Genomic DNA, 16973 nt, shown 5'->3' with positions numbered 1-16973 from the left:
CGACTCAATGGGGGAAAGGGGGCCGTGTGTCCGGACAACAGGAATTGATCGATTATTGATCAGTCACGGCCGCCAATGAGCGGTAATGGCGGTAACCCGCACAGTCTGCGAGACTTGCTGGGGACCTATGAGAAATCCGGGCTAGAGTATCCAACTCCGTTTTGACCCTGAGCATTTCACTTTGCGAGCCGATGCCATAGTCAAGCCTCTGTTCCGTTACGGTGGCCAGTTGCTCGACCAAAGCGCGTGTCTCATGATGGAGATTGATCGCTTCATTGGTATACCACCAATATGCATACGCCTCCTTAACGCGAGCTGTCAGCTGCCTTATTAGCCACTGAGTCTCCTGCTGGGCGGCAAGCATTCCGGCCTCCGCTGCCTTGCGAGACGCCGACAGATGATCCGGCCAGGGCAGCTGCTGGCTTACCTCAAAGCGATGCCCAACTGTATTAGGTCCCTCTAGAGTTTCAGGCGCAATGCCATACTTGATGACCGGGTCGGCCCAAGTATCTGAGCCCTCCACTTTGGCTTCTGACATTTCGGCGACAGATCTTTGCGCGCCCAGAGTCGCGTTATTGGTCAGAGCCTCTTGAACCCAATCGTCAACGACCTCAATAGGTTCGGCGTTTATCGGCAAGGCCATTGTGATCAGCAGGATCAGAACGGTTTGGATGCCAATGGGTCTAATCATCGGAATGTTCCTTTTTTGGCGATTTTTTTCAGCCGTGCGCGCTGCCAGAGATAGAAAATCACCGGAATCAGCAGCAGGGTCAGGATCAACGTGGTGACCATGCCACCGATCATCGGGCCGGCGATGCGTTGCATGACTTCTGAGCCGGTGCCACTGCCCAGCATGATGGGCACCAGGCCAGCTACAATGGCCGCGAAGGTCATCATGATCGGACGCACCCGTTGCGCAGCACCGTCACTGATCGCCTTGCGCAGGGCATCTGCCGACAGCTGGCCTGATTGATGATCCACGGTTTCCAAAGCGTTATGCAGAGACTGGTTCAGGTACACCAGCATCAGGACTCCGATCTCCACCGCCACCCCGGCCAGGGCAATAAAACCGACGGCCACGGCCACGGAGAGGTTGTAACCCAGCAGATACATCAGCCAGATGCCACCGATCATGCCGAATGGCAGGGTGCCGAGAATAATGCCCACCTCGGTCAGGTTGCGGAAGTTCAGGTACAGCAGAATGATGATGGCCAGGGTCAGCGGCACCACCAGCGTCAGGCGTTCCTTGGCCCGCTGCATATACTCATATTGGCCAGACCAAGTCAGGGAGTAGCCAGCAGGTAGATCCACCTGTTCTTGCACCACGGACTGCGCCTCCCTTACCCAACTGCCCAGATCCCGGCCCTCGATATCCACCAGAGTCCAGCCATTGATACGGGCGTTTTCCGACTTGATCATGGGCGGCCCCTGGTCGATCCGGATATCCGCCACATCGGCCAACGCGATACGCTGGCCATTGGGTGTCACCATCGGCAGCAGGCGCATCTGCTCCACCGAATCCCGGTAACCCTGGGGATAGCGCAGATTGATGGGATAGCGCTCCAGACCCTCCACCGTGTTGGCCACGTTCATGCCGCCAATCGCGGTACGTACGACCGATTGAATGTCTGCGATATTCAGCCCGAAACGAGCGGCAGCCTCGCGCTGTATATCCACCTTGATGTAGCGTCCGCCGGCCACCCGCTCGGAAAACGCAGAGGCTGTGCCGGGTATGTCAGTCAACACCCGCTCGAGCTCTTCCCCTATACCCTGGATCACCGCCAGGTCAGGACCGGCCACCTTGATGCCGACTGGGGTCTTGATGCCCGTGGAGAGCATGTCGATGCGGGTTTTGATCGGCATGACCCAGGCGTTAGTAAGGCCCGGAAGTCTGACGGTCCTGTCCAGTTCCCGGCGCAGAGATTCCGGCGTCATGCCGGGTCGCCACTGGTCCCGTGGTTTGAACTGGATAAAGGTCTCAATCATGGTCAGCGGGGCAGGATCGGTGGCCGTATCGGCGCGGCCAATTTTTCCGAACACGGTCTCCACTTCCGGAATACTGGCAATCAGCTTGTCGGTCTGTTGCAGAATCTGTCGGGCCTTGCCAATGGAGATACCAGGATAGGTGGTGGGCATGTACATCAGATCCCCCTCGTCCAGAGGCGGCATGAATTCACTGCCCAGCTTGTTGGCCGGCCAGAAGCCGATGATCAGCACCACCAGGCCTCCGGCAAGCATCAATGCCGGCCGTCGCAAAGCCCAGCCGATAATCGGTCGGTACAGGGCGATCAGCAGTCGGTTGATGGGATTGCGATGTTCTGGCAATACCTTGCCACGGATGAAATAGCCCATCAGCACTGGAACGAGAGTGATGGCCAGCCCGGCTGCCGCCGCCATGGCGTAGGTTTTGGTGAACGCCAGGGGGGCGAAGAGCTTGCCCTCCTGAGCCTCCAGGGTGAAGACCGGCAGAAAGCTCACGGTGATGATCATCAGTGAGAAAAACAGCGCGGGCCCCACCTCACCCGCGGCCCGCGACATCACGGCCCATCGGTTTTCCGGTGTCAGCGGGGTTCGCTCCATGTGTTTATGGACGTTCTCCACCATCACGATGGCCCCGTCCACCATGGCGCCGATGGCAATGGCAATACCCCCGAGGGACATGATATTGGCGTTGATGCCCTGGGCGTGCATCACCACGAACGCCGCAAGGATACCTACGGGCAGACTGACGATGACCACCAGCGACGACCGTAGATGGAACAGGAATACTGCGCAAATAAGGACGACCACCAGGAACTCTTTCAATAACTTGCCATACAGGTTGTCCACGGCGTTATTAATGAGTGTGGAGCGATCGTAGGTAGGAACCACTTCTACACCATCGGGGAGGCTGGTTTTGATGTCCTCCAAGCGTTGCTTGACCCCTTCGATGGTTTTCAAGGCGTTCTCACCGAAACGCATCACCACAATGCCTCCGGCCACTTCCCCTTCCCCATTCAGTTCGGCGATACCGCGACGGACCTGTGGGCCAAGCTGCACATCGGCCACGTCTTTCAGTAACAGGGGCTTGCCGTTGTCGTTGACCCCCAGGGGGACCTGTCGCAGATCGTCTTCGTTCTGCAGGTAGCCGGTGACCCGTACCATGTATTCCGCCTCGGCCATCTCCACCACCGAGGCGCCGGTTTCCTGGTTGGCGCTGTTGATGGCGGAATGGATGCGCTGCAGGGTAATGTCGTGGGCCCGCAGTCTGTCCGGGTTCACCACGACCTGATACTGTTTCACCATGCCGCCAACGCTGGCGACCTCGGATACACCGGGCACGGTTTGCAGTTCAAACTTCAGGAACCAGTCCTGAATAGCCCGCAGTTCCGACAGGTCATGCTGACCGGTGCGGTCCACCAGGGCGTAGGAGTATACCCAGCCAACGCCGGTTGCATCCGGGCCCAGTACAGATCGGTGTTGTCATCGAAAATGACATAGACAAAGGAATCACCAAAAAAGGGGTATCCGGATTTTTTGGTTGATTGGCTCATATCATGATGACGGAACCAACCATCAGCTCAGCGGATTACCTGGTTGATGACGACTCTTCTTCACGGCCCCTGCAAGTTTGCAGCAACGCCCAGGTTCGCATGCCGAGATACGCAGTGAGGCTTCGCGATCAACACACCATGCATTCACAATGTCACTGCAAGGTCCGGCATGTCTCTGCTCAGTCCTTACGGCCTGAGCTAGCCCTATACAGCTGTTGTTTGCTCTCCTCGCTGATCCCCGTCAGGATGCCGCAGGCATTGATCTCCCGACCCTCGTTGCAACTCGCCCTCAGTGAAACGAGTTGTTGCTCAAGCGCTTGCAGAGCAGTTATCTGCGACCGCACATGAGAGATGTGGTCATCGAGCATGGCGTTGACGGCGGTACAAGGCTGGCGAGGGTCGTCCTGATAGCTCTGTAGCTCGCGAATCTCTGTCAGTGACAGGTCCAGAATTCGGCAGCGGCGGATAAAGGCAAGCCACTCGCCATGCTTCTCGGTATAGACACGGTAACCATTCTCCTGCCGTTCTGGCGGCGGCAACAGGCCCTGCTGCTCATAGAAGCGGATCGTCTGCGTGTCGATACCCGCTATCTGGGCTAACTGACCAATGCGCATCAGGCTTACTCCTCAACGGATCATCTGTCCCATTGACCTTATAGTAGCTATATAGTTTTTAATACTAGCAATCTATGTTGGTTAACTGGAGCCGTATCGTGAGTAAAGCCTGTGGTGGCCCATGTAGCTGCGATGCAACGCCTGCAGCGGATACCGATATGCCGGTCTCCTCCGAAGCGTCAGGGGAATGGGTCAGCGTGTATGCTGTGCCGAAGATGGATTGTCCCTCAGAAGAACGGATGATCCGCTTGGCGCTGAACGGCTTTGATGAGATTCGAACGCTGTCCTTCGACTTGTCGAACCGCCGATTGGAGGTCGTGCATGACGGCGAGGCTGAGCCCATTACCGCGAAACTGGCGACCTTGGGGCTAGGCGCCTCTCTTCAGGAAACCGTCATTGCCGACCCAGAGACGATCAAGGCCGCTGAGAGCTCGGCGGTCTCTGCTACGCAGGAGTCAGGCACTCTGCGCGTGTTGCTCGGTATCAATGCGATCATGTTCGTGGTGGAAATGACTGCTGGCCTGATCGCCCAGTCTACCGGCCTGATCGCTGATTCCCTGGATATGTTTGCCGATGCAGCCGTCTATGGCCTGGCTCTCTATGCCGTAGGGCGCAGTGCGAAAATGCAGGTACGTGCCGCGCATCTGGCAGGGGTACTGCAACTGATTTTGGCTATCGGCGTACTCGTCGAGGTGGTGCGACGCTTTGTTTTCGGTAGTGAGCCTGAATCGCTGATGATGATGGCGATCGCCTTCGTCGCGTTGATCGCCAATACCGGTTGCCTGCTGTTGATATCCAAGCACCGCGAAGGCGGCGCGCATATGAAGGCAAGCTGGATATTTTCGGCCAACGACGTGGTCATCAATCTGGGGGTTATCCTTGCAGGGCTTCTTGTTGCCTGGACCGGCTCCAACTACCCGGATCTGGTTATTGGCGGTATTGTGGGAGGCATTGTACTCATTGGTGCCAAGCGAATTCTTGCGCTAAAAGGATAATTCGATGTCTGAAGACCGTTCTCGCTTTTTTACGCTCACCTTTCTCGGCTTTTCGGCACTTATAGCACTGGCCGACCAGCTTATTAAATGGCTCGTCCAGCAATCCATGGCTTACGGGCAATCGGTTGAGATCACTCCTTTCTTTAATTGGGTGCACGTATGGAATAAAGGCGCTGCCTTCAGTCTCTTTGCCGATGGCGATGGCTGGCAGCGATATTTTTTTATTGCGATAGCCATTGTCGTCTCGGCTGTTCTGGTCAAATTGATTCGGGACAGCCATAAGCGAACCGAAGCCCTAGCCTATTCGATGGTACTTGGCGGTGCATTCGGAAATGTCATCGACCGAGTTTTTCGAGGCTATGTTGTCGATTACCTGGATTTTCATTGGCAATCCTGGCACTGGCCGGCATTCAATATTGCCGACGCCTTCATAGTCCTGGGCGTGATCATGATTTTTGTCACGGGCTTCAGGGCCGAAAAAGTGTGGGAAACAACATGGAAAATCGCCAGAATGGCTAGTTTGCGCGATGTCGCCAACGCATAACCCTCTTAGTCAGGCTTAGCGAGTATTGCGACTACATTTAGTTGAACAGTAACCGAACAAGGAGAAAATAATGGGCCACGAGCATGCTCACATGTCGCCGGATACCAAGGACAAGCGAGTTGCAGTAGCCATCTGGGCGAATGGCGTCCTGACTGTCGCCCAGATCGCGGGCGGGATCTTCGCTGGCAGCCTGGCGCTGATCGCCGACGCTATACATAACTTTTCAGACATGGCATCGCTGGTTATCGCTTTTGCCGCCCGGAAAATTGCACGCCGCCCGGCCGACTCAAAGATGACCTTTGGCTATGGGAGAATTGAGATCGTTGCGGCACTCATAAACTACACCACCTTGATCATGATAGGCCTTTACCTGATCTACGAAGGTACCATGCGATTCATTGAGCCGACGGAAATCAAGGGATGGTGGGTAATCTGGCTTGGCATTGTCGCACTGGTAGTGGACGCGCTGACCGCGCTGCTGACCTACTCGATGCAGAAGGGCAGCGTTAATATTCGTGCGTTGTTTTTACACAACTTGTCTGATGCGTTTGCCTCAATAGCAGTCGTTATAGGCGGTGCCCTGATTCTGCTCTACGACATGCGCTGGGTTGATCCAGCGATCACAATTGGTATCGCCAGCTACATTCTCTACCTGGGCCTGACGGAAATCGGCGGAACCATCCGAACACTCATGCTGGGCAGTCCTGTGGATATCGACACAGATTCGGTCATTGAGGCTGTATCAAACGTAGAGGGCGTTATCGACCTTCACCACGTACATTTCTGGCAGATGGGTGAGCATGATGCCTCCCTTGACGCCCATGTGGTGGTCGAGATAAGTGCATGGAATGAACTTGAGAAAGTCAAGGACAAGATAAAACGAACTTTGGAAAACGAGTTCAGCATCACTCATTCAACATTGGAGTTTGAACATCCTGATCACAGTCACAAAGATGCCCATACTTATGGCCATGGCTAGCAGGGCTGCTGAAATGGGTGCCGTGTGGCAGATATGCTGCGAATGGCCGACATGCCTCACGGTTACGAGCACGCCATGCGAGACGTAATTGAACGCCATCAGGTCTGGGCCTACCTCATCGCGGTTATCCTCGGTCTTGTTGTCGGTTGGACAGGATCTCTCGGCGACAATGTGCCGGAATACCTGATCTGGGCCTTGCTTGGGGTTTTGCTCTACGCCACGTTTACTCAAACACCGTTGACTCACCTGTCTGATGTGTTCCGGGATCGTCGGTTCATGAGTGCCTTGCTCACCGGCAACTTCCTGGTGATGCCAGCGATCACTGCCTTGCTGGTGTTGGCACTGCCGGATAATGACGCGCTGAAGCTGGGTGTGCTTCTGGTATTGCTGATGCCCTGTACCGACTGGTTTGTCACCTTCACTCACCTAGGCAAGGGGGACAGCACCCGAGCCATTGCGGCAACACCGGTTCTGCTGATTGCTCAACTGGGTCTTCTTCCACTTTACCTCTGGCTTTTCATGGGTAATCAGTTCGACGTGAATCTTGAGCTTGGGCGGCACCTCCTGCCGGCCTTTGGCGGGCTGATTATTGTCCCGCTTATCCTGGCATTTCTGACTGAAAAATGGGCCGAAAACTCCAGAAAAGCCATCGGGTTCATTCGCTTCATGGGTCTGATGCCGGTCCCTCTGCTGACAGTCGTACTGTTCATCATCTCAATGACACAGGTCAGCCAGATCGACAGTACCGGCTCACTTATCTGGCCCTTGATGATTCTGTTTCCGGCCTATCTTCTAGCTGCGGCTCTGGTTGGAAAGGCTCTGCGCCGGGTCTTTCGATTACCGGTAGAAACCGGTCGCACCGTCATCTTCAGCCTAGGAACACGCAACTCCTTCGTGGTTTTACCTTTGGCACTGTCAATGCCAGAGGCCTGGGCTGTGGCCGTCGTGGTGATTGTCGTCCAGTCTTTGTTGGAACTGTTTGGAATGATGCTTTATCTGCGGTGGGTGCCTAGTCGGCTGCTACCGGACACCTGAATAATCTGAAACCCGTAAACTCATTTAAAATAGGAAGATCTCCCGTGCAAACCCGAACCCTGGTCATCAGTCTCCTTCTTTTTTGTCTGGTTGTCTTTGCTGGTGCTTTTGTTATTTACGATCGCTCCCAGGGCACTAATGAACCCGCCGTTGTTGAAAAAACGCCACTGGTGAGGGATTACTCTCCCGTTATTGGCCCTGAGGACGCGCCGGTAACCATTGTCGAGTTCTTCGACCCATCCTGCGAAGGTTGTCGCGCCATGCATCCCTATGTGAAACAGATTCAGGCTGCCTACCCGGACAACGTGCGTCTGGTACTGCGCTACGTATTGTTTCACAAAGGCTCGGAAGAGGCCGTCAGAATCCTGGAAACCGCCCGTGAACAGGGGGTCTATGAGCCGGTACTGGACGCTGTTATGGAAGCACAACCGAAATGGCACGATGATCCAAAGGTCGCCGCAGCATGGGATGCGGCGGAGTCAGCCGGACTTGATGTCGAAGCCGCTCGGGCCGGTATGAACTCACCCGAGATTGACGGCATTATTCAACAGGATGCTGCGGACGTTAAGGCGGTTGGAATTTCCGGAACCCCAACATTCTACGTTAACGGAGACACCTTGAGCCGCCTGGGGCCTCAGGAACTGTACGACCTGGTGACATCCAAGGTAGGGTCACTGAAATAACAACAAAACAACCGGCAACGCTATGTCACTGCTTGACTACCTTTTACCCTACGATTTCTCGCCGCTGACCATACTCAGCTACATGCTCGTGATGGGATTCTATGGCGTCGGGCTAATTCGGATGCCGGAACAGGACCGGCCAGGCTCACTGCGGATCTTTGCGTTCACCCTGGGGGTACTGATCTGTTATGCGGTGATGCAGACCCGCTTCGATTACTACGCACAATACATGTTCTTCGTCCATCGGGGTCAGCACCTGATTCTTCATCATATCGGTCCGATCCTGATCGCCCTGTCCAACCCTTTACCGGTCATGCGGTTCTGGTTCGCAAAAATCAGCCCGGGCTGGAGGCATACATTGAGGCCTCTGGGCTGGGTCTATAACGTTCTGCAACAGCCTTTTATCGCCCTTTTCCTGTTTGTCGGGCTTATCTATTTCTGGCTGTGGCCATCAATCCATTTTGACGCCATGCTCAGCCGGGATCTGTATTGGGTCATGAACTGGAGCATGTTGCTGGATGGCCTGCTGTTCTGGTGGTTGATCTTTGATCCAAGACCGCCGGCGATCACCTCATCGCTGGGGTATGGCAGACGCATGTTGGTTCTGGCCGCCGCAGGTGTGCTTCAGATGTTTCTTGGGGCGTGGATCGTGTTTTCACGTGACATGGTCTATGACGTTTACGAAGTCTGTGGCAGGGCCTGGCCGCTGGACCCGGAAGTCGACCAGCTACTGGGAGGCATGCTGACCTATATTCCTCCGGCCATGATGAGCATTCTTGGCATTCTTCTGATGCTCCGGCGAGCCATGCATCAGGACGGAAAATATACCAACCAATCCAAACAACTTGAGGAAACAGCGTCATGAGAACTCGCTTCTGGCGACAGCGCACCAACATCATATCGGCGACCTTAACGCTGATAGCATCCCTATTGCTGACTGGTTGCTTTGGCAATGACGAGGAAGACTGGAACGGTAAAAACATCAGTGGCTTGATGCCTGAGCTGGAATTCGACCTGATCAATAGCCAGGGCAAGTCTGTATCTGGCGATGATTACAGTGGCCGCGTGAGAATGCTGTTTTTCGGGTTCACCTCGTGCCCCGATGTTTGCCCGACCGCCCTGCAAAAACTCAATCAGGCAACCAGTGGCCTGGACCCCGCGCTTCAGGATGAAGTACTCACTTTGTTCGTGAGTGTCGATCCGAAACGTGACACGCCTGAGCGTCTCGCAAAATACGTGGATTTCTTCGGCGACAATATTGTAGGACTCACTGGAAAAGAACCCCAGCTTCGTGAACTGGCAAAACGATATAGAACAACCTTCGGTTATGACGAACCTGCCGCTGATGGAAATTATGCGGTGTCACACAGCAGCGCGATTTATGTATTTGATCGCGAAGGTAACCCCCGCCTCTTAATGCGGCCCGATCTGAGTAGAGAAGAAATTCGGCATGACCTCGTTGCTCTTATTCAGGAGGATGCCTGACTGAATAGACTGTCCCAACTCGAATTGAGACAGTCCTGGTTGGCGGGCACATACAAAGTGGTTAAGCAGAGCCGGAGAGTGTCTCGATAATTCGGCAGTCCATAATAACTCCGCCGTCACAACACGCACTCAGTCTTTCCAACTCGTGTTCCATTGCATGTAGATCTTTCAGTCGAGAGCGCACTTGAACCAGTTGTTGTTCAACTTTGGCGTCCACACCCGCACAGGACTCCTGCTGACGATCCGCCAGTGAAAGCAGTTCACGAATATCGTCAAGGCTAAATCCGAGCCCGCGGCTTCGTCGAATAAACAGCAGCCGCGAATGATCCTCTTCGGAGTAGAGACGATAGCCCGACTCCGAGCGGGTCGCTTTCGGCAACAGTCCAATTTTTTCGTAATAACGGATGGTCACGGGCTTAACGCCCGTATCATCAGCTAGCCGACCGACCGTGTTCCTTTTTTCGCTCATCGCTATTGACCTTATAGTTACTATAACCACCAGTGTATCGATGTATTGCACGTTTTAGGAGGGTTCGTCGTGGACAGCTGCTGTGAAAACAAGGCCGGTGAACTGGCACAATTGCGAGCGAGCCAAAGCCGGGTGCTTTACATTGCGCTTGCCATCAACGCAGTGATGTTTGTGGTGGAATTCAGCGCCGGCTGGATTGCAAGCTCTACCGCGTTGCTGGGCGATTCGCTGGATATGTTTGGCGACGCGTCTGTCTATGCACTGACACTGTTCGTGCTGGACCGAAGCCGTCGCGCGCGTGCCGGAGCGGCTTTGTTCAAAGGCGGCTTTATGCTGTTGTTCGGGCTTGTTGTTGTCGCCGATGCCATCCGCAAGCTGGTGATACAGGAAGTGCCCGCCGCCGAGTGGATGGGCGCTGTCGGCGCTCTTGCCCTGTTTGCAAACGGCGTTTGTTTTGTGTTGCTCTACCGTCATCGTGCGGACGATCTCAATATGCGTTCCACCTGGATGTGTTCCAGGAACGATCTGTTCGCCAATAGCAGTGTAATCATTGCGGCAGGATTGGTCGCCCTCACCAATACCCTCTGGCCGGACATCATTGTGGGCCTCGCCATTGCTGCGCTATTCCTGCACTCCGCTTGGCAGGTCATCCGTGAGGGTATGGAGGAATGGCGTGCCGGTGGGGCTGAAACCGCCGATAAATCGAGCAAAGATGAAGGCGATACCGCTGGAAACAGCTGCTGCTCTTCTTCGCAAAGCACTTGTGCCAATGAATCCAGAGAGCCATCCCGGTGACCACCAATAACCGGGTGATTCCATGGGGGCTGCTGCTGTCAGCCTGGCTACTGGCGGCGGGGTCCTCGCTTTCAGCCATCTACATCGGGGAAGTTCTCGGGCAGGCTCCGTGCGTTCTGTGCTGGTTTCAGCGCGCCTTCATGTTTCCGTTGGCGGTGATTCTCGCAGTCGCCTGCTACTACTCGGATTTTAACGTTTGGCGCTACGCTATGCCGCTGTCTGTCATTGGCTCCCTGTTCGCTCTAGCCCACTCACTGCTTTATGTGGGGCTCATTCCACAACCCATTCAGCCCTGCACGGCCACTGGCCCGTCCTGCTCGGGTGACGGAATGACGATATTTGGTGGGCTGCCGCTTCCGTTTCTATCGCTGGCCATTTTTGTTGCCATCATCATTCTGCTCTTGCTTATCCGTCGGAGAGTTCATACATGAATCGTCGTGCCATCTTTGTTGTCGTGTGTCTCGTGCTGATCGCAGCCTTTTCAGCCGCCGTCCTATTCAAGCCACAGCCCCAGCAGCCTCAAAAAACGGCCACCACCGGCGAAAAGTCTGTTGCCGCTGCCGAACCGATCGCGAACCAACAAGCATTGGTACGCTTCCATTCGCCCACATTCGGGCCTGCCGACGCACCGGTGATCATCGTTGAGTTTTTCGACCCCTCCTGCGAAGCCTGCCGGGCGTTCTACCCGATCGTGAAACAGATACTTGCTGAGTATCCAGGCCAGGTGCGGCTTGTTTTGCGGTACACAATGTTCCATCAGGGTTCCGAGGAAGTCTCCAGAATTCTGGAAGCAGCTCGCCTGCAAGATGTCTATGAACCGGTGCTGGAAGCTGTGTTGGAGGTGCAGCCGGCCTGGCACGACGACCCGAAGGTTGCCAAGGCATGGGGAGCGGCCGAGGCAGCCGGTCTGGACCTGTCCCAAGCCCGTGAGGATATGCAATCCGAACGGATAAGCGCCATCCTTGATCAGGACATGCAGGACGTCAAAACCATCGGTGTTCGGGGCACCCCGACTTTTTTCGTGAATGGCCGCCAACTCACGGAGTTTGGTCCCAAACCGCTACTTCGTCTTGTTCAGGAGTCGCTCCCAGACGCACAGAAATAGTCGACCGGTGTCGAACAAAACACGGATGGGCTTGATGCCCTCCACCGTCAACTGAATTCAGAAAATTGAGGACTCACGGAAATGCCAGATCTTGCGACATGGGGAATGCTGGCTGCTTTTTTTGGCGGCCTGGTGTCATTTTTCTCACCCTGCACTCTGCCGCTGGTTCCGGGGTATCTATCGGTCGTTACGGGCGGCACTGTCACAGACCGTTCGAGTCGACTGCAATCTCTGTGGCTCAGTATCTGTTTTGTCCTTGGGTTCAGTGTAGTGTTCATCGCTTTTGGTGCCAGCGCTAGTCTGCTCGGTCAGTGGCTGATGGCCTACCGGCAGGAAGCCAATCTGGTGGCGGGCATTCTGATTGTGCTGATGGGGCTATTTATGCTGGGCTGGTGGAGCATGCCCGCGTTACAGCGCGACTGGCGCTTTGGGCAAACCCTTGAGGGTGGACGGCCCACGGCAGCGTTCCTTCTCGGCTTGGCCTTTGCCGTCGGGTGGACACCGTGTATTGGCCCGATATTGGGCGCTATCCTGGCTCTCAGTTCCACCCATGCGAATGCTGAAACCGGCATGCTGTACCTGGCCGTTTATTCGCTGGGGTTGGCAATTCCATTTTTGGCAACGGCTTTATTTATTAAGCACTTTCGGGCGCGAGTGCGCTGGATGAGCCGCTGGAGTCAGTCACTGAGAATCCTGGCAGGGCTGGTTCTGGTTGTTATGGGGGTAATGGTGCTGACGGGACAGATGACCCGGTTTGCATCATGGATGTTATCCGCATTTCCGGTACTCGGAAGACTCGGTTGATCCCGGGCAAATCTTTGCCCACAACTTAGCTGGCCGATAAGGCAGGAGAACTGAGCAGTGAACAGTGAACTCAAGACGTTCTATCTGACAGAACCGGCAGCAGCCGCTGATGCTGACAATCAGGGCGATGTCGCTACAGCGTTCAGACATCTTGAACGGGCTCATATTCTGAGCCAGAAGTTCGCGTTAGCGCACACGACAACACATTTGCGCATGCTCCGGCTTGGCTGGCACGCGCGCGATGCTCGCGAGGTTCTCGGTCAGCTGGCTCGGGCCTTCGCTGCGTTGCTGGTTTCACGAATCCGGGTTCCTGTCGGCAATACGGGACGTGCCAACGTCAGCGCATTTGAACCGATGGCGGTGCCGGAAGACTTGGCGATTGTTCTGGGACACCAGAATCCTTCCAACACGTAATTGAAGGACACCACTTGATGATCAAACCCTGCTTCCAACACCACGCAAAGCGCTTTGCATCCATTGCATTGATGATGCTGGCAATCCTCCTTGTTGGCTGCATGGGCGATGATCCGCCGGATTGGCACGGGACAGACATCAGCGGCGTGATGCCCAAGCTTGAATTCGATTTGATCGACAGTCAGGGAACACGGGTTTCAGGCGATGATTACAGTGGTCAGGTACGAATGCTGTTTTTCGGATTTACCTCTTGCCCTGATGTTTGCCCCACTGCTCTGCAAAAACTCAGCCAGGCCGTCAGCGGGCTGAGCACGGAAAATCAGGAGGAAGTACTTACGTTGTTCGTCAGTGTCGATCCTCAGCGCGACACACTCGAACGCCTGGCGGAGTACGTCAATTTTTTTGGTGACAAAATCATCGGGCTGACCGGCAACGCCTCTGACCTCCGCACGCTTACCCAGCGATACCGGACGACGTTCGGGCATGAAGAACCGGACGCAGAAGGTGACTATGCCGTTACTCACAGCGGTGCAGTCTATGTGTTTGATCGTGAGGGTAATCCTCGCCTGCTTATCCGGCCGGAAGATTTAAGCGCTCAATCCATTCGGCAGGACCTTGTTGGCCTGCTTGAAGAGGATTACTGAATGACTGGAGGCTCTGGAGGAAAGCTCTGACTCGAATGTTCGCTTTTGTTTAGAAACAAACGTTTTGGATCGCTTCAAGTGCTTTCATGAACACAATTTGATGAACAGGAACAGGGCTCTGCCTTCTCGCCGCAAGCGGCGATTCACCAGAGGTATTTAAGGACCAGGGATGATCCGCTAAGCTGGAAATGCGGCACAGCCTGAGGCCCCATTGGCCGCGACCGGCGATGAGGGGGTAGTGCTCTGTCAGACAACCCCCGAATCCCTTTTCCTCTCTGTCAGTAGTTCTCTCAAAAAACTCGCTCGCCGATTCGCATGGCTTTCCGCTTTTGTTATTACCTCGAAATCGCTAACTTGCCCAACAATATGGATTTCTGCCTCGGCGCGGGTAATCGCGGTGTAAAGCCATGCTCGGTCGGAAATGCGGCCCTTCTGTACTACCACGATAATTCTTGGGAACTGGCTACCCTGAGCCTTGTGGAGCGTGATCGCATAGCCAAGTTCCATGCAGTCGAACACATCCTCGGTGATGTCTATCTCCTCTCCGGTATCCAGAGTTACGACACCAAATGTCTCCTGGTCGCCTTGAAAAGCGCGGTCTGCTGAGGATAGGACACCAAGAGATCCGTTCTGGATGCCGACAGTATAGTTGTTCCTAGTGAATAGGATCGGGTCGCCTACCCTCAGATCAATAAAGAAATCATCCCCATGCAGCTTGAACTCCAGCCTCTGGCCGCCTGGATTGATTAGCCGTTGACATTCCAGGTTTAACTCGCCAACCAGGGCCTTCGTTGCACCGATAATCTGGGTATTGTGAGCGGATTCGGCATACAGGGTCTTGCACTTATCGACTACACGCTCCGGAGGCGTCTCGTGGAACGTGATTGCACCAAATGATAACGATGGAGGAACATCGCCCCGGTTGATGGTGGCAGAGTATTCAGGGATACCCGTTGAGCCTTCCTGACGCTTCACGATATTCAGCTCAACATTGGCAACTGCGCCAGATTCGATTATGTCTGAGAGGACTTTGCCACAGCCTATGGGCGGCAGTTGGTTTGGGTCGCCCGTCAGAATAATACGTACCGACGGATCAAGGTGCGTGACGATCCGGTACATGGTCGGCAGGTCGATCATGCTGCTTTCGTCGATAACCAAGAGGTGCTTGGGCTGAACCAGAGAGGGTGAGATCGGCTCCTCCCGCAACATGCGAGCAATCGTCATGGTGAAAAAACCGATGCTTTCGTGCAGTCGCATGGCAGCCCGCCCAGACAACGCCACGGCGTGTATTTCATAGCCCAGTGCGGCGTAAGCCTTTAATACGGTCCGAAGCACCGTGGTTTTTCCAGTACCGGCACCGCCCGTAATGCAGGACACACCGTTGGTGAGACTGGATTCAACCGCCTCCAGTTGATGCTCAGTAAGATCGTAAGGCAACTCCCGGGCGGCTTCGGTCAGTGCTTTGAAAACGGATTCATCTTCGTCCGTGATGGTTGCCAGTGTTTTGAGCCGCTTGGCGACCACCGATTCCATTATTATCTGTGCAGTCGGGTGATAGGTGCCGGTCTGTGGCCTGAGAATGAACTGGCCATTGAGATAGCCATTGGCAAAGACCTCGGCAACCAGGTCTTTATCGCCCAGAAGCTTTATGATCTCGGGCCTTAAAACTTGATGCGTTGCGTAGGTGTGACCTTTTTCGACCTGCCTGCGGATTGCGCTTTCCAGGGCAGCTGCGAGCCTCACCGGAGCTGATTTCTCAAAGCCCAATTGCTCGGACATCGTATCGATGTCGGCGAACGGCATCCCAAAGCCCAGCAGAGCCCAGGGATTGGCTTTTAGGATATCGACAGTGCGCTCATCGTGATATTTGAGAATACGCTGCTGAATACGCAGCGGAATGCCCAGTGAAGCGAGCCAGTTCGCGTGTGCGAGATTCCGATACTTGGCGTAGCCGTTATACAGGGCTTCAATTGATGCGTCGCTCAGAACGTCTCTAAGACACTCTCTGTGCTCTTCCGTGTCCGTTTGGAGCAACGAGTGCAGGTCGCTCCCGAAGGCTTCCCAGAGGGCGCGAGCTTTCGACTCACCAATTCCAGTGAAGGCTTTCTCGGTAGCGATGAAGCGAATGAGCGCTTCACCCGTTTCCGGCAGCGTGCATTCCATCTCAGCCGGATCGTTATACAGATGCTGCTGAAGCTCATAATCGCCCGCCTGGACGGCCTTAAGGGCCCGCTGGCCGCGAACCCGCCACTGCTGCCCCACCGAAGGCTGGATCGGTAGAGACTGGTTTTCGCATCGGATGCTGACAATGTATTTGCCCGAATTGATTTTGTAACTGTCGGCTTTGATGGGGATGCCTGTGAAGATCGTATACTTTGAGCCACTGTGTTGGCAGCTGGTAACACGAAAATAGTCTTCATGCATCGGGCGCTACCCCGAACTCGGTTAGTACCTCCGATAGCTCGCCGTAACGTTTGAGCTTGGCTTCGAGGGTTGCCACACGAGCTTTCAGCTCGATGTTTTCCTGCTCCAGTGCCGAGAGACGCCGGGACTCCAAAGCTTTCTGGTTGACCGTGGGATCATAGCGTTTAGGTTGAGACCTCTGAACCGAAGCCTCCTGAGTAAGTGGTGGCAGTACACCCCGCTCACGTAGACCTTGCTCTAACGTTTCCAGTGCGTCCTTGATGGCTGGATTCTGACGCAGAGCGCTTTTGCCGATGCCAATGGCTTTCGCTAGTGTCCCTTAACAAAAGTCCGCTTACTTATTGAGCTTGTCTGATAATCTGGCGATTGACTCAATAATCTGGTCGGCAGATTTATGCCATTCAAAGGGCTTCGGGTCTTCGTTGTAAGTCTTCAGATAGTCTTTGATCG

General features: G+C 54.8%; 18 protein-coding genes and 1 pseudogene. 13 read left to right on the top strand and 6 right to left on the bottom strand.

What is annotated here, in order from left to right:
- Positions 1-52 precede the first annotated feature (52 nt).
- From AC13DJ_RS10335 to cadR, 3 genes and pseudogenes are all read right to left on the bottom strand, one after another.
- Positions 53-691: a TolC family protein gene (locus tag AC13DJ_RS10335; RefSeq protein WP_008175810.1), complete on the bottom strand. Its 639-nt coding sequence runs from the start codon at positions 689-691 to the stop codon at positions 53-55.
- Positions 688-3509, bottom strand: a pseudogene (locus tag AC13DJ_RS10330) (efflux RND transporter permease subunit); the annotation flags it as partial. The pseudogene AC13DJ_RS10330 and the gene AC13DJ_RS10335, both read right to left, overlap by 4 nt.
- Positions 3510-3712: 203 nt before the next feature.
- Positions 3713-4147: a Cd(II)/Pb(II)-responsive transcriptional regulator gene (cadR, locus tag AC13DJ_RS10325; protein WP_008175821.1), complete on the bottom strand. Its 435-nt coding sequence runs from the start codon at positions 4145-4147 to the stop codon at positions 3713-3715.
- A 98-nt stretch (positions 4148-4245) separates the two neighbouring features.
- On the opposite strand from cadR, the gene AC13DJ_RS10320 reads away from it, so the two are divergent.
- The 7 genes from AC13DJ_RS10320 to AC13DJ_RS10290 all read left to right on the top strand — a co-directional run bounded on the left by AC13DJ_RS10320 (position 4246) and on the right by AC13DJ_RS10290 (position 9868).
- Positions 4246-5142 carry a cation efflux transmembrane domain-containing protein gene (locus AC13DJ_RS10320; RefSeq protein WP_008175823.1) on the top strand — a complete coding sequence of 299 codons (897 nt, stop codon included), beginning with the start codon at positions 4246-4248 and terminating at the stop codon, positions 5140-5142.
- Between the two features lie 4 nt (positions 5143-5146).
- Positions 5147-5686 carry a signal peptidase II gene (lspA, locus tag AC13DJ_RS10315; RefSeq protein ID WP_008175825.1) on the top strand — a complete coding sequence of 180 codons (540 nt, stop codon included), beginning with the start codon at positions 5147-5149 and terminating at the stop codon, positions 5684-5686.
- Positions 5687-5756: 70 nt separating this feature from the next.
- Positions 5757-6665 carry a cation diffusion facilitator family transporter gene (locus AC13DJ_RS10310; RefSeq protein WP_008175827.1) on the top strand — a complete coding sequence of 303 codons (909 nt, stop codon included), beginning with the start codon at positions 5757-5759 and terminating at the stop codon, positions 6663-6665.
- A 75-nt stretch (positions 6666-6740) separates the two neighbouring features.
- Positions 6741-7700, top strand: a complete 960-nt coding sequence (locus tag AC13DJ_RS10305; protein ID WP_053115521.1) for a bile acid:sodium symporter — start codon at positions 6741-6743, stop codon at positions 7698-7700.
- 44 nt (positions 7701-7744) lie between these two features.
- A complete protein-coding gene (locus AC13DJ_RS10300; RefSeq protein WP_058091791.1) occupies positions 7745-8383 on the top strand; it encodes a DsbA family protein in 639 nt (212 codons plus the stop codon).
- A 22-nt stretch (positions 8384-8405) separates the two neighbouring features.
- Positions 8406-9248 carry a cytochrome c oxidase assembly protein gene (locus AC13DJ_RS10295; protein WP_023010648.1) on the top strand — a complete coding sequence of 281 codons (843 nt, stop codon included), beginning with the start codon at positions 8406-8408 and terminating at the stop codon, positions 9246-9248.
- On the top strand, positions 9245-9868 hold the full coding sequence (locus AC13DJ_RS10290) for an SCO family protein (protein ID WP_123891400.1): 624 nt from the start codon (positions 9245-9247) through the stop codon (positions 9866-9868). Before AC13DJ_RS10295 ends, AC13DJ_RS10290 begins: the two co-directional genes overlap by 4 nt.
- A gap of 61 nt (positions 9869-9929) precedes the next feature.
- Here the strand turns inward: AC13DJ_RS10290 and AC13DJ_RS10285 are convergent, their stop codons facing one another.
- Positions 9930-10337: a MerR family transcriptional regulator gene (locus AC13DJ_RS10285; protein WP_008173636.1), complete on the bottom strand. Its 408-nt coding sequence runs from the start codon at positions 10335-10337 to the stop codon at positions 9930-9932.
- 69 nt (positions 10338-10406) lie between these two features.
- Here AC13DJ_RS10285 and AC13DJ_RS10280 point away from each other — a divergent pair, with 69 nt between their 5' ends.
- The 6 genes from AC13DJ_RS10280 to AC13DJ_RS10255 all read left to right on the top strand — a co-directional run bounded on the left by AC13DJ_RS10280 (position 10407) and on the right by AC13DJ_RS10255 (position 14099).
- Complete coding sequence (locus AC13DJ_RS10280) at positions 10407-11132, top strand: cation diffusion facilitator family transporter (RefSeq protein WP_008173639.1); 726 nt, start codon at positions 10407-10409, stop codon at positions 11130-11132.
- Positions 11129-11563: a disulfide bond formation protein B gene (locus AC13DJ_RS10275; protein WP_008173641.1), complete on the top strand. Its 435-nt coding sequence runs from the start codon at positions 11129-11131 to the stop codon at positions 11561-11563. Before AC13DJ_RS10280 ends, AC13DJ_RS10275 begins: the two co-directional genes overlap by 4 nt.
- Positions 11560-12237, top strand: a complete 678-nt coding sequence (locus tag AC13DJ_RS10270) for a DsbA family protein (protein WP_008173644.1) — start codon at positions 11560-11562, stop codon at positions 12235-12237. Before AC13DJ_RS10275 ends, AC13DJ_RS10270 begins: the two co-directional genes overlap by 4 nt.
- 81 nt (positions 12238-12318) lie before the next feature.
- Entirely contained in the window at positions 12319-13041 is a 723-nt protein-coding gene (locus AC13DJ_RS10265) for a cytochrome c biogenesis CcdA family protein (protein ID WP_008173647.1), read from the top strand.
- 57 nt (positions 13042-13098) lie between these two features.
- Positions 13099-13455 (top strand): DUF3703 domain-containing protein, encoded by a 357-nt coding sequence (locus tag AC13DJ_RS10260; protein ID WP_008173648.1) that lies wholly within the window; start codon positions 13099-13101, stop codon positions 13453-13455.
- A gap of 17 nt (positions 13456-13472) precedes the next feature.
- Positions 13473-14099 (top strand): SCO family protein, encoded by a 627-nt coding sequence (locus tag AC13DJ_RS10255; RefSeq protein ID WP_474541053.1) that lies wholly within the window; start codon positions 13473-13475, stop codon positions 14097-14099.
- Positions 14100-14345: 246 nt separating this feature from the next.
- On the opposite strand, the gene AC13DJ_RS10250 is transcribed toward AC13DJ_RS10255, so the two are convergent.
- Together AC13DJ_RS10250 and AC13DJ_RS10245 are read right to left on the bottom strand one after the other, a co-directional pair.
- Entirely contained in the window at positions 14346-16523 is a 2178-nt protein-coding gene (locus tag AC13DJ_RS10250) for an AAA family ATPase (protein WP_138437832.1), read from the bottom strand.
- Positions 16516-16824, bottom strand: coding sequence for a VPA1267 family protein (locus AC13DJ_RS10245; protein ID WP_482932809.1), 309 nt, complete (start codon positions 16822-16824; stop codon positions 16516-16518). The genes AC13DJ_RS10250 and AC13DJ_RS10245 overlap by 8 nt, the downstream gene beginning before the upstream one ends.
- Between the last annotated feature and the right edge of the window lie 149 nt (positions 16825-16973).

Source organism: Marinobacter sp. L-46 (assembly GCF_056859535.1).
The sequence above is the reverse complement of the archived record's forward strand: the minus strand, read 5'-3'. Positions and strand labels throughout refer to the sequence as shown.

Coding starts and splice junctions, on each gene's coding strand:
- AC13DJ_RS10270 (WP_008173644.1), top strand. CDS start 11,560: ATGAATCGTCGTGCCATCTTTGTTGTCGTGTGTCTCGTGCTGATCGCA.
- cadR (WP_008175821.1), bottom strand. CDS start 4,147: ATGCGCATTGGTCAGTTAGCCCAGATAGCGGGTATCGACACGCAGACG.
- AC13DJ_RS10310 (WP_008175827.1), top strand. CDS start 5,757: ATGGGCCACGAGCATGCTCACATGTCGCCGGATACCAAGGACAAGCGA.
- lspA (WP_008175825.1), top strand. CDS start 5,147: ATGTCTGAAGACCGTTCTCGCTTTTTTACGCTCACCTTTCTCGGCTTT.
- AC13DJ_RS10305 (WP_053115521.1), top strand. CDS start 6,741: ATGCGAGACGTAATTGAACGCCATCAGGTCTGGGCCTACCTCATCGCG.
- AC13DJ_RS10335 (WP_008175810.1), bottom strand. CDS start 691: ATGATTAGACCCATTGGCATCCAAACCGTTCTGATCCTGCTGATCACA.
- AC13DJ_RS10250 (WP_138437832.1), bottom strand. CDS start 16,523: ATGCATGAAGACTATTTTCGTGTTACCAGCTGCCAACACAGTGGCTCA.
- AC13DJ_RS10255 (WP_474541053.1), top strand. CDS start 13,473: ATGATCAAACCCTGCTTCCAACACCACGCAAAGCGCTTTGCATCCATT.
- AC13DJ_RS10265 (WP_008173647.1), top strand. CDS start 12,319: ATGCCAGATCTTGCGACATGGGGAATGCTGGCTGCTTTTTTTGGCGGC.
- AC13DJ_RS10295 (WP_023010648.1), top strand. CDS start 8,406: ATGTCACTGCTTGACTACCTTTTACCCTACGATTTCTCGCCGCTGACC.
- AC13DJ_RS10285 (WP_008173636.1), bottom strand. CDS start 10,337: ATGAGCGAAAAAAGGAACACGGTCGGTCGGCTAGCTGATGATACGGGC.
- AC13DJ_RS10290 (WP_123891400.1), top strand. CDS start 9,245: ATGAGAACTCGCTTCTGGCGACAGCGCACCAACATCATATCGGCGACC.